At 33.2% G+C, this 12,379-nt stretch carries 9 protein-coding genes; 5 read left to right on the forward strand and 4 right to left on the reverse strand.

Annotated elements, in window-relative coordinates:
- Positions 1-118 precede the first annotated feature (118 nt).
- Together BM053_RS05760 and BM053_RS05765 are read left to right on the forward strand one after the other, a co-directional pair.
- Positions 119-607: a nuclear transport factor 2 family protein gene (locus tag BM053_RS05760; protein ID WP_091475036.1), complete on the forward strand. Its 489-nt coding sequence runs from the start codon at positions 119-121 to the stop codon at positions 605-607.
- A 2-nt stretch (positions 608-609) separates the two neighbouring features.
- Complete coding sequence (locus BM053_RS05765; RefSeq protein WP_091475038.1) at positions 610-1,062, forward strand: GNAT family N-acetyltransferase; 453 nt, start codon at positions 610-612, stop codon at positions 1,060-1,062.
- Between the two features lie 44 nt (positions 1,063-1,106).
- On the opposite strand, the gene BM053_RS05770 is transcribed toward BM053_RS05765, so the two are convergent.
- On the reverse strand, positions 1,107-2,060 hold the full coding sequence (locus BM053_RS05770) for an L-threonine 3-dehydrogenase (RefSeq protein WP_091475040.1): 954 nt from the start codon (positions 2,058-2,060) through the stop codon (positions 1,107-1,109).
- A 122-nt stretch (positions 2,061-2,182) separates the two neighbouring features.
- Here BM053_RS05770 and BM053_RS05775 point away from each other — a divergent pair, with 122 nt between their 5' ends.
- The 3 genes from BM053_RS05775 (at position 2,183) to mfd (ending at position 7,935) form a co-directional block, all read left to right on the forward strand.
- Positions 2,183-2,785, forward strand: coding sequence for a hypothetical protein (locus BM053_RS05775; RefSeq protein WP_091475042.1), 603 nt, complete (start codon positions 2,183-2,185; stop codon positions 2,783-2,785).
- Between the two features lie 33 nt (positions 2,786-2,818).
- Positions 2,819-4,483 carry a T9SS sorting signal type C domain-containing protein gene (locus BM053_RS05780; RefSeq protein WP_091475044.1) on the forward strand — a complete coding sequence of 555 codons (1,665 nt, stop codon included), beginning with the start codon at positions 2,819-2,821 and terminating at the stop codon, positions 4,481-4,483.
- 143 nt (positions 4,484-4,626) lie between these two features.
- A complete protein-coding gene (mfd, locus tag BM053_RS05785) occupies positions 4,627-7,935 on the forward strand; it encodes a transcription-repair coupling factor (RefSeq protein WP_244148512.1) in 3,309 nt (1,102 codons plus the stop codon).
- A gap of 83 nt (positions 7,936-8,018) precedes the next feature.
- Here mfd and BM053_RS05790 read toward each other — a convergent pair whose 3' ends face one another.
- The 3 genes from BM053_RS05790 to BM053_RS05800 all read right to left on the reverse strand — a co-directional run bounded on the left by BM053_RS05790 (position 8,019) and on the right by BM053_RS05800 (position 12,378).
- Positions 8,019-9,836 (reverse strand): DUF4139 domain-containing protein, encoded by a 1,818-nt coding sequence (locus tag BM053_RS05790; protein ID WP_091475049.1) that lies wholly within the window; start codon positions 9,834-9,836, stop codon positions 8,019-8,021.
- 63 nt (positions 9,837-9,899) lie between these two features.
- Positions 9,900-11,855, reverse strand: coding sequence for a transglycosylase domain-containing protein (locus BM053_RS05795; RefSeq protein ID WP_091475052.1), 1,956 nt, complete (start codon positions 11,853-11,855; stop codon positions 9,900-9,902).
- A gap of 10 nt (positions 11,856-11,865) precedes the next feature.
- The gene (locus BM053_RS05800; protein WP_091475055.1) at positions 11,866-12,378 is read right to left on the reverse strand and encodes a hypothetical protein; all 513 of its coding nucleotides are present in this window, start codon (positions 12,376-12,378) and stop codon (positions 11,866-11,868) included.
- Between the last annotated feature and the right edge of the window lies 1 nt (position 12,379).

Below are 12,379 nucleotides of genomic sequence, written 5' to 3' on the forward strand. Positions count from 1 at the left end.
CAGCAGGCAATCAATGCTGTAAATATGACATAAATCCGCACTATCAGATAGTCTTAATAAACTACAATCTACTTTAGTTATATTTTTTGATTAATTTAGTAGCATAAAATTTTTTACTATGAAAAAAATACTGCTTTCCATATTCTTATTTTCTGCTTTGGCACAAGCTCAAACCAAAGAAACGGCAAATATAAATACAGTTTTAGACAATTGGCACAAAGCGGCGGCTGAAGCAAAATTTGACACTTATTTCGGGATGATGTCCGAAGAATCTATTTTTATTGGCACTGATGCTACCGAAAATTGGAACAAAAAAGATTTTATGGCTTTTGCAAAACCTTTTTTCGACAAAGGCAAAGCGTGGAGTTTTACAGCCTTAGAACGTCATGTTTATTTCGACAAATCAGGAAAAACAGCTTGGTTTGACGAATTACTAAACACCCAAATGAAAATTTGTCGTGGTTCAGGCGTTTTGGTAAAAACAGGAAATGAATGGAAAATAAAACACTACGTTCTTTCTATGACGATTCCTAACGACAACACTAATGAAGTCATTAAAATAAAGGAAGTTATCGAAAATCCAATTATCGATAAATTGAAGAAATAAAAATGAACAATGAATTAATAATAAGAGAATATAATTCTGAAGATAAACCAAAACTACTTGAAATATTAAAACTAAATGTTCCCAAATATTTTGCAGAATCTGAAATAGTTGACCTAGATAATTATTTAGACCATGAAATAGATAAATACTATGTTTTGGTATTTGAAAATCAAATTATTGGAGCTGGAGGAATTAATTTTGAAGAGAATAACACCATTGGAAAAATTAGTTGGGATTTTATCCATCCAAATTTTCAAGGAATTGGTGCAGGAACAAAACTACTCAAACATCGTTTAGATATCCTAAAATCGATGCATGAAATTAAAACCATATCGGTTAGAACGTCACAATTGGTTTATAAATTTTATCAAAAAAATGGCTTCGTACTTAAAGAAGTACAAAACGATTATTGGGCGCCAGGTTTTGATTTGTACAATATGATATATGAACAATAAAACCGCTTTTTTAGAGCGGTTTTTTTATAGAATTCAATCAAAATTTATTGGTATATATTTTCTTTTAGTTTGGTAATCATTTCTACCGTCATGTTTTCCATATCGAAATCATTTTTCCAGCCCCAATCTTTTCTAGCTTCACTATCATCGATGCTGGCTGGCCAAGAATCGGCAATTTTTTGACGAAAATCGGGTTCGTAATCTATTGTAAAGTCAGGAAAGTGTTTTTTAATTTCTTCAGCAATTTCAGCAGGTGTAAAACTCATACCAGACAAATTGTAGGAAGAACGAATTTTTACATTTTCTGACGGAACTTGCATGATGTTTACGGTGGCTTTTATCGCATCGTCCATATACATCATTGGTAAACCTGTATTTTCAGATAGGAACGAAGTGAATTTCCCATCGGTAATGGCTTTGTGGTAAATATCTACAGCATAATCGGTCGTTCCACCACCTGGAGGCGTACTCCAACTGATAAGGCCAGGATATCTAATGCTTCGCACGTCAACACCATATTGTTTGTGGTAATATTCGCACCAGCGTTCTCCGGTTTGTTTGCTAATTCCGTAAACCGTACTTGGTTCCATAATGGTGTATTGTGGCGTATTTTCTCTTGGCGTTGTGGGTCCAAAAACCGCAATACTCGAAGGCCAAAATATTTTTTTTATTTTTCCAGCTTTCGCTAAATTCAAAACATGGAAAAGCGAATTCATATTCAAATCCCAAGCAAAAGCTGGGTTTTTTTCGGCTGTTGCCGATAGTAATGCCGCCATCAAATAAACATCGGTAATCTGATATTTTTCTAACAAATGTTCAATCTGGTTGTAATCTAAAGCATTTACCACTTCAAAAATTCCTTCGTTTACAATATCCGTATTTAGTTTCCTAATATCGGAAGCAATCACATTATCTTTGCCGTAAATCGTTCGTAATTTGTTCGTTAGCTCGGTTCCAATTTGTCCGCAAGCACCTATAATTAATATTTTTGTATCCATTTTTTGTTATGTTGAAATACAAATATACCATTTTCGTAAAATATAGCGTTAACATCTTTAACACTTTGGTAAACCAAAAACCAAAAATAACTACATTTGCTTTTTAGTTTAATATTTTGAATATGAAATATATTTTTTCACTGTTTTTGTTATTGATGGTTTTATTCACAGGCTGCAAAGACGATGATAATACACATGAAATGCAGATTGCCAAGGCTTTGAAAGAAAAAGAATTGGTTTTTAGCACCATCAACAAAACATGGAATTTTGCACCACGAACTTTAAGCCCAGAAGCGCAAAAGATTACAAACGAGTGGGGCGATTGGCGATTGTTTACCTCAGAATTGTACCAAAAACCAAAAGGAACGATTGGTGCTTTTCAGCGAAAAACCAAGGGTTTGGTTGTAAAAGTAGAAACGCTGAACTATACGATTCCTGAAAGAATTAGTAAACCGCAAATAAAAAGTAGACTGATGGCAATAGTTACAAAAGTAAAAGCCTTAAATACGTTTATAAATCTAGATAGAATTCCTGAAAAAAAAGTAGCTACTCTGATTACCGATTTGAATGTTGAATTGATGGCTTTTCAGGATCAAATAGAAGAAATTGTACGTCGTAGCCACATTCAGAAAGAAGAAGGAGAGCAAGAAATGCTTAATTCATTAAACGGTTCGCAGCCAACAAATGTTCCTCCGATTAATGAAACTAATAATATTGAAAATTGATAGTATATAATTACATTTGCAAAAAATAAAGACATGATTAAAAATTACACTTCAAAATATTTTGGTTTTTTTACTTTTTTAGTATTAATTCTAGTTTCAAACATCGGTCAAGCACAAAACGTAACTTGGGACGGAACTTCTTGGAGTCCTAATCCTCCAACCATAACGAAAAATGCTATTTTTACAGGAAATTATACTTCAACTGCAGATATTGTTGCAAAAGCGGTTACTGTTACAAATGGTGCAATTGTTACTATTAGCGGAGGTGTTTCTGCTCATACTTTTACAGTAGCAAATGGCATTACGGTTGATGTGGGTTCAAAATTAGTTTTCGAAAACAATGCTAGTTTGTTACAAAATAATGTTTCGGCAGTAAATACAGGAAGTATAAACTTCAAAAGAAACGCAACGCCAATGAGAGGTTTAGAATATACCTATTGGTCATCGCCAGTTGTAGGACAAACATTGGTTGGTTTTTCTCCACTTACTAGAGCAGATAGATACCATAGTTTTAACGCAACCACAAATGCTTGGGTAAATGAATCAGCTGCAAACACTATGGAAGCTACGAAAGGATATGCAGTTAGAGCACCTGAAAATTTCACATCGACACCACAAATTTTTAACGGAGAATTTATTGGCGTGCCAAATAATGGTGATTTGCCTACAAATGTAGTTGCTTTTAATCCAGCTTTACTAAATTATAATTTTATAGGAAATCCTTATCCGTCGGCAATTAGTGTTGCTAATTTGTTTGTCAGCCCTACTTTAGGAACTTTGTATTTCTGGACACACAATACAGCAATTGCAAGTAATGTTTTTACAACAAACGACTATGCTATTAGAACCCGAACAACTGGAACAGCAGCAATATCGGGTGGAACAGTTCCGGGAGATTATATTGCAGCTGGACAAGGCTTTTTTGCGTCGGCAGGAACCACCACCACCTTTTTATTTACAAATAGTATGAGAGTTGCGGGTAATAATGCTCAGTTTTACAAAAATGCACAAGCCGTTCCTTTAAATTATTATGTTCATTTAAACTTAACAAATACTTTAGGCGCTTTTAAACAAATTGCTTTTGGATACGAAGAAGGGGCAACAAACGGATATGATTTTGGAACTGATGCGTTGGCATCTACAGAAGGTGCCATCACTTTTTACTCGATGATTCCTACTTATACTTCTGGTTTCGGAATTCAAGGAAGAGAATATCCTTGGAATATAAATGACATAGTCGACTTAGGTTTTAATGCAACAATTGCAGGTGATTATACCATTACTATCGATCATGTAAATACTTTTTTTGATGATAAAGACATTTTTCTTGAAGACACAAGCAACGGAACTTATCATAATTTAAAAATAAGTTCTTATAATTTTAATACTGCTGTAGGAACATTTAATTCTAGGTTTAAAATACATTACCTGAATCCACTATTAAGTAACAATGATTTTACTATAAATGAAAATTCAGTTTTTGTAAACACAAATAATAATGAAATCGTTGTTAATTCTACTTCTGAAAAAATAAAATCTATTCAGGTTTATGATGTTTTAGGTCGTTTAATTTTTGATAAAAAAAATGCAAATGAAAACAAATTTGTAATTGAAAACATTCAAAAACAAAACCAAGCATTAATCATTAAAACCGAATTAGAAAACAATCAAATAGTTACTAAAAAACTAATTTTTTAATTTCAATTTGTACTAAAAAAATCCTGTCTCGTTCTAGAAATGAGGCAGGATTTTTTTTGCATAAAAAGTCAAAGTATATTTGTATAAAATAATTCCCATTGAGCACCGAAATCCTATCTAAAAAATACAGCGAACAAGCTAAAATTGTTTCAATAACTAAAGCAATTACTGGCGACAACAAGATTCATATTAAAGGATTGGTTGGTTCGTCATTTTCGTTTGTCATTCAAGCTTTGTTTGCAAAAAGCGAAAATTCGTTCTTGTTATTGTGTAACGAAAAAGAAGAAGCGGCTTATATTCTGAACGATTTAGAACAACTCGTTGGCGATCAAGACGTATTATTTTACCCAAGTTCTTACCGAAGACCATATCAAATTGAAGATACTGACAATGCAAATATTTTGCTTCGCTCGGAAGTTTTAAATCGAATAAATTCTCGCAAAAAACCAGCCATTATTGTTTCTTATCCAGAAGCCATTTTCGAAAAAGTGGTAACCAAGAAAGAATTAGAAAAAAACACGTTAAAAATCTCGGTTGGCGACCAAGTTTCTATCGATTTTATAAATGAAGTTTTATTCGAATATGAATTCAAAAGAGTCGATTTTATTACCGAACCTGGAGAATTTTCAGTTCGTGGCGGAATTTTAGATGTATTTTCTTTTTCGAACGACAATCCGTACCGAATCGAGTTTTTTGGTAACGAAGTAGATAGTATTCGAACCTTCGATGTTGCCACACAACTATCAATCGAGAAGAAAAATAAAATTGCGATTATTCCTAATTTCGAAAATAAATTTTTACAGGAAAACAGGGAAAATTTCTTGGAATATATCAATGCAAGAACAACTATTTTTATTCAAAACACCGATTTATTATTAACGCAATTAGATAAATTATTTGGCAAAGCCGAAGAAACTTTCGAGAAGTTAAATAAAGATATCAAACACGCTTCGCCCGAACAATTATTTCTAAATCAGAAGGAATTCATCAAGCAAGCTTTAAATTTTTGTGTGGTCGAAACGGCTTCGAAACCTACTTTTAGAACATCGGAAACTTTCGAATTTCATATCAAGCCACAACCATCGTTCAACAAGCAATTCGATTTGTTGTTAAATAATTTGAAAGACAATCAAGAACATAATTACAAAAATTATCTATTTTGTTCAAATCAGCAACAAGCCAAACGATTTCATGATATTTTTGAAAGTTTAGACGAACAAAATCACGAAACCATAACCAAGCAATACGAAACTATTGTTTTGCCGTTGTATCAAGGTTTTATTGATGAAGAAAACCAAATTGCGTGTTACACCGACCATCAAATTTTTGAACGTTATCATAAGTTTTCAATTAAAAATGGCTATTCAAAAAAACAAACCATAACCCTCAAAGAACTGACTTCATTAGTGGTTGGCGATTATGTAACGCACATAGATCACGGAATTGGAAAATTTGGAGGACTGCAAAAAATACAAGTTGATGGCAAAACGCAAGAAGCTATAAAACTAGCGTATGCCGATAATGATATTGTGTATGTAAGCATTCATTCGCTACATAAAATATCAAAATATACGGGTAAAGATGGTGCGCCACCCAAGATTTACAAACTCGGTTCAGGTGCTTGGAAAGCTTTAAAACAAAAAACCAAAGCCCGAGTAAAACATATTGCTTTCAACTTAATTCAGTTGTATGCGAAGCGTCGTTTAGACAAAGGATTCGCATTTGCGCCCGATAGTTATTTGCAGCACGAATTAGAAAGTTCGTTTATTTATGAAGATACACCAGACCAATTAAAATCGACACAAGAAGTAAAAACAGACATGGAAAGTGATCGCCCAATGGATCGTTTGGTTTGTGGTGATGTAGGTTTCGGAAAAACAGAAGTTGCCATAAGAGCAGCATTTAAAGCGGTTGATAACGGAAAACAAGTTGCTATTTTAGTGCCAACGACGATTTTAGCATACCAACATTATCGAACATTTACCGAAAGGTTAAAAGACATGCCGGTGACGATTAATTATGTAAATCGTTTTAGAACTGCCAAACAAAAAGCAGAAACACTCAGAGATTTAGAATCGGGAAGACTTGATATTATCATAGGAACGCATCAATTGGTGAGCAAAAATGTGATTTTTAAAGATTTAGGATTGCTTATTGTTGACGAAGAACAAAAATTTGGGGTTAATGTAAAAGACAAACTCAAAACCATTACCCAAAATGTCGATACACTAACACTGACAGCAACACCAATCCCGAGAACTTTACAGTTTTCGCTTATGGCAGCAAGAGATTTATCGGTAATTACTACGCCGCCGCCCAACCGTTATCCTATCGAAACGAATGTAGTTGGTTTTAATGAAGAAACGATTCGTGATGCTATTTCGTTCGAAATTGAACGTGGCGGACAAGTGTTTTTCATTAACAATCGAATAGAAAACATCAAAGAAGTAGCTGGAATGATTCAGCGATTGGTTCCCGATGCCAAAGTAGGAATTGGTCACGGACAAATGGACGGGAAGAAACTGGAAGAGCTCATGTTGGCATTTATGGAAGGCGAATTTGATGTTTTAGTTGCTACAACTATTATCGAAAGTGGTTTAGATGTTCCGAATGCGAATACGATTTTCATCAATAATGCTAATAATTTTGGTTTGTCCGATTTGCATCAAATGCGAGGTCGAGTTGGTCGAAGCAATAAGAAAGCCTTTTGTTATTTTATTTGTCCGCCGTATTCTGTGATGACTGAAGATGCTCGAAAACGTATTCAAGCTTTAGAACAATTTTCGGAACTGGGAAGTGGTTTGAATATTGCTATGAAAGATCTCGAAATTCGTGGTGCAGGAGATTTATTAGGTGGCGAGCAAAGCGGTTTTATAAACGAAATAGGTTTTGATACTTATCAGAAAATTATGAATGAAGCTATCGAAGAACTTAAAGAAAATGAGTTTAAAGATTTGTATGAAAACGACGACGAAACAGTAGAAAAAGAATATGTAAAAGATTTACAGATTGATTCTGATTTCGAATTATTGTTTCCAGATGATTACATCAATAGCGTGACCGAAAGATTGGCTTTGTATAATGCGTTGGCGATTATTAAAGATGAAAATGGTTTGCAGGAATACGAAAAACAACTGATTGACCGTTTTGGACCTTTGCCCAAACAAGCCATCGCTTTACTGAATAGTTTGCGAATAAAATGGATTGCTACCCAAATTGGAGTCGAAAAACTAATCCTAAAACAAGGCAAAATGGTTTGCTATTTTGTGTCAGACCAGCAAAGTGATTATTACCAATCGAAACGTTTTCATCAAGTATTACAATTTGTACAAAAGCAACCGCAATTGTGCAAAATGAAAGAAAAAGAAACTAAAAATGGACTTCGTTTACTATTAACTTTCGAAAACGTAAAAAGCATCAGAAAAGCTTTAGAGTTGATGGAAATGGTTTAGATTTTAAAAAAAAATACCGCAGATTCACAGATTTTAATAGTTAGATTTTAAAATCTGCGAATCTGCGGTAAATATTTTTAGCATTACAAATTACCAATAATTTTATCTTTAGGATATTTTACTACATAACTTATCCTTATTTTCTTGGTTTCGTTGGGTTTTAAATCTAAATCCCAAGTTAAGATTCCAGTTTCAAGATTGGCTTTGGCGCCATCTTTTTGAAGTAATTCTATTTCTATTTCCTTGTCAGAACTTAACGGATATTGGTCTTTTAGCAACATCACGATAGCCTCTTTTTTGTTGTTTCTTACTGTGATATCGTAAGTAAAAGTTTGTTCTTTTTTAGAAGACAAGAATTTAGTTCCAGATTTATCGACTACTTTTTCGCGCTTGATAGATACTTTTTTATCGCGTCCCATACTCAAATTTAAAGTATCGGAAGTTTGGTTTGGATTTATCATTGTTTTTCCAACATACATGCCTTCAAAAATAATATTTGCTTCGCCAGGTAGTAAATTGTATTTAGAATAATCGGCAATTTCTGCTAGTAAAAACGCTTCTTTTTCGACTCTTGGAGCCGCATAATATTTGTAAGAAGCTGGGAGTTTTATTTCTTTAAGTGCTACACTGTGTGCTTTTCCGTTAGATAAAATGTCGTAAGGAATATCAATATCAAAAGAAACATTCAATTGGTTTTCGTTGATAGAAGTATAATCGTCCATACCTTGTTTTGTTGTAACTATTATTGCTCCATATACTCCATCTGAGCCATATATTGCACTGGCCCTATCTCCTTTTAAACTTTCTACGCTTTTAATGCTTTGAGGAGGGATTTGGGCTAAAATTTCAGTGGTTGAAACAACTCCGTCAATTATTACTAATGCTTTATTGCTATTTGTGACACTTTTAGCTCCTCTAAAAACTATTCTTGATTCTCCTTCATCTTTTTGAACCTCTAACCCAGAAACTTTTCCAGATAAAGATTGAATTACATTTTGAGTTCCATTTTGATTATATCCATATTGTGGAGGATTTCCATATCTCAAAAACCAAGAACTCAAAATAGGCGCTTGATTGTTCTGATTTGGGTTTCCAGAAGACAACGTTAGCTTTACTTTTTTCCAATCGATACCAGTATTTTGAACCACTTGCGCTTTGTACATCATATTTATTGGAGACGTAACATTGTCTGCTCTCAAATCATAAAATGGCGACCACGAAGCATTATTTGTAATGTACGAAATTTCTAAAGGAACATTGCCAGCAGTAGTATTCATAACCTGTAACACGAGTTTTCCTGATGAGGTTTTCTCTTCTTTGGTTGTATCGAGTTCGAGTTTGTTGTTTAGTTTTGTGATTAACTCGTTTAGTTTTTTTTCTTTTTCTTCAAGAGTGTTTATTGTATTGCTAATTTCAGTTCGTTTCGATTTGTAATAATCGACCATTTTTGTTAATTCTATCACGCTCAAACCAGAATTTTGCCCAAAAACTTGTTGGTTTTTATCCAATAATTCGATGGTTTTGCTTTCGGAATTTTTAGAATTTTTCACTCGATTTAGTTCTTTTTGAACCAAAACAATACTGTCTTTTACTTTTCTAATCGCTGGCGAATTTTCATCAATATCATATTCCGACATATAATCGTTTGTAAATTGTACCGAAAGTACCGTTAGCGATGATGGCGCGCCAATTTGAACCGAACTTTCATTCAAATAATTGGCGACATTTTTTACCACAATTTCGCTAGTTCCAGAAGGTAATGCGACGTTTGTAGTTTGTGAAATTTCGGCCGCATTAAAATATACAGTTGCTGATTTTACTTTGGCAGAAGTAAAAATAGGTTTCTGTGCAAATGATAGTGCCGAAACCAAAAGAGTGAAAATTAGAATTATTTTTTTCATGACAGATATGTTTATAGTTGTATAGAGTTCTTTTCTATACAAAAGGTTGGGAAGGCAATGAAATTAATTAAAATCAAACTCATTAAAAAGAGAATCTACAGCGATAGAATCTTGCACTTTAAACTTCATGTGTGTTCTTGCACGACCCGAAATAGAAAGCGGAATTTGCTGTCCAATCGTGTCTTCAGGAGTTAATAATCCTCGACGCAACATGAGTTTACTCATAAATTCTTCATGTTTGTTTGCAAAAGATTTTAGTTTTCCTTCATCATCAAATTGATACATGAATTTTTTAGGTTTAGGTACAATCGAAGCCAGAAACAAACATTCTTTTAAGGTTAAATCGATTGGTTTTTTCTGAAAATAAAAAGCCGATGCTTCTCCAATTCCATATACATTTGGTCCCCATTCTATCACGTTAAAATAAACTTCGAGCATGCGTTCTTTGCTTGCAATTCGGTTGTTTTCTAATAAGTAAACCAATAATATTTCTTCTAATTTTCGGGATAATGTTTTCTCGCGGGTCAAAAAAACATTTTTGATTAATTGCATACTAATGGTGCTGGCTCCTCGAGAAAACTTTTTGGTTCTAATATTTTTAGTAATAGATTGTTTGAAAGCTTCATTAATAAATCCGCGATGAGAGAAAAACGAAGGGTCTTCAGATGTGAGTACACATTTTTGAAGATACGGCGAAATTTGTTCTAAAGGGGTGAAATTAGGGTTAGAATCTCCCACTAAAACAGGACGTTGCAATACATTATTTTCGATGGCGCGATATACAAATTCTCCGTTTAGCTTGTTTAAATTGGCTTCACCATATTTTAGAATTTTAAGATTCTCTTTATTTAGATTACTGTTAAAAACCAATGCGTATGGCTTGTTTTTGTTGTATTTGAAATTGAGTTTATAATCAAAGTTTCCTTCCGTTTCCATTCCTGTAAAATGAGTGAACAATCCTTCGGGAAGCGAAGAAATAAAATCTTGAGCCTTCATTTTTGGAATCAAAATTCGAAGCTTATAAATCGTGTCTTCTTCGGTATTATATTCAGCAAAAGGTTGTAATTTGATGTTATTTATTTGTGCTGATGAAGTACTGTCTATCGATACAAAATCGCTTCCTAATAAAAATCGATAATCGAAACTAGCTGTTTTTATGAGCACCTCTTTTTTTGCGATTTTAGGATGGCTTATAGTAAAATCTTCTACCGAAACCAATCCGTCAAGATGAAGTTCGTTACTTTCTAAATCGAATTTATCCAATTTCAAATGAACGTTTTTAAAACCAGATTTAAAACCAAAACGTTTGTAAATATAAGGCAATTGTATTTTTGAAGTATCACTATTATAAATTCTTACATCTGCTTTTTTAGCTCTAGGATCTACGAAACCTGAAATGTTCCATGTTTGGGAAAATTCGTTTTCTGTAACATTAATATTGGTTTGTAATTGATGGTTTTTTAATTGTAATTTGGGCAATTGCATTGTTACTTTAATCCCCAAATCGTCCATCCGTAATGCTATGTTTTCGAGCTGCATTTCGGTTGGAACTAAGTTTAGCATTTTAGATAATAATCGGTAGGCTAATTTGGCGTAATTCCTTTTTTCATTACTATCATCGCTTTTGTCTTTTTTAAGAAAAGCGTCAAAATTGCGACCTTTTTCGTTTTTTACCAGTTGAATAAATCCATTTTTCACTTCAAGATTTTGCAACTGGACATCGCCAGTAATCAATTGAAATAAACTGATTTTTGTTTTTATTTTTTCGACAGAAAACAGCGTGTCTGCTTCTTTGGGAACTAAAATAATATTATTTAATTCGATACTCGAAGTACCATCGAAATGAGCGTTTTGTACAGAAAAATTACAATTATAATCTGCTTCAAATTTTGAAGTTGCTTTCTCAATCACTTTTTGCAATAAAACATCACGGAAAAAGTAGATTCCTGCTACAGAAAATAACAAGAATACAATTAGGATTTTAAGGAACAGAAAAAACTTTTGTTTTTTGTTTCGCATAAAAAAATTATTATGATAATGAAGTTACAAAGGTATCTACTTCTTGTTTTTGTACCGCATATTTTATTTGTAAATCGGAGTTCTCACCCATTTTTGTATAATAACTTAAGGCTTTATTGGCAAAAAATAATAATTGGTGTTTGGGTAAGTTAGGAATTTGAGGGTATTTTTTATGAAAAAGCATTTCGTAATACGCTTGCCACTCCCTTTCGTTTCGGTCATCAACAAATTGTCCAGTTACTTTCTGATCTACATGAACCATTTCGTGGGCAATGAGGTTAAGCATTAATACAAATTCAAACTCGAACGTATTTTCTGGAATTCTGATGATTTGAGGCAAACCAAAAGTACCTTCGGTTGTCATGAGAATATATTCGGCTTTCGCTTTTTCTCGTAATTCGAAGCCTTTGAAGTTTGGGTGTTTGATGCTATATTCTTCAATAACAAAATTGGCGGCTTGGATGGTTTCGCCTAATTCGTGATAAGTTTGAATTAATTGTAATATTTCAGAATAAGGTTTCATA

This window comes from Flavobacterium swingsii (assembly GCF_900111965.1).
Lineage (GTDB): Bacteria > Bacteroidota > Bacteroidia > Flavobacteriales > Flavobacteriaceae > Flavobacterium > Flavobacterium swingsii.

Coding starts and splice junctions, on each gene's coding strand:
- BM053_RS05790 (WP_091475049.1), bottom strand. CDS start 9,836: ATGAAAAAAATAATTCTAATTTTCACTCTTTTGGTTTCGGCACTATCA.
- BM053_RS05800 (WP_091475055.1), bottom strand. CDS start 12,378: ATGAAACCTTATTCTGAAATATTACAATTAATTCAAACTTATCACGAA.
- BM053_RS05765 (WP_091475038.1), top strand. CDS start 610: ATGAACAATGAATTAATAATAAGAGAATATAATTCTGAAGATAAACCA.
- BM053_RS05760 (WP_091475036.1), top strand. CDS start 119: ATGAAAAAAATACTGCTTTCCATATTCTTATTTTCTGCTTTGGCACAA.
- BM053_RS05795 (WP_091475052.1), bottom strand. CDS start 11,855: ATGCGAAACAAAAAACAAAAGTTTTTTCTGTTCCTTAAAATCCTAATT.
- BM053_RS05775 (WP_091475042.1), top strand. CDS start 2,183: ATGAAATATATTTTTTCACTGTTTTTGTTATTGATGGTTTTATTCACA.
- BM053_RS05780 (WP_091475044.1), top strand. CDS start 2,819: ATGATTAAAAATTACACTTCAAAATATTTTGGTTTTTTTACTTTTTTA.
- BM053_RS05770 (WP_091475040.1), bottom strand. CDS start 2,060: ATGGATACAAAAATATTAATTATAGGTGCTTGCGGACAAATTGGAACC.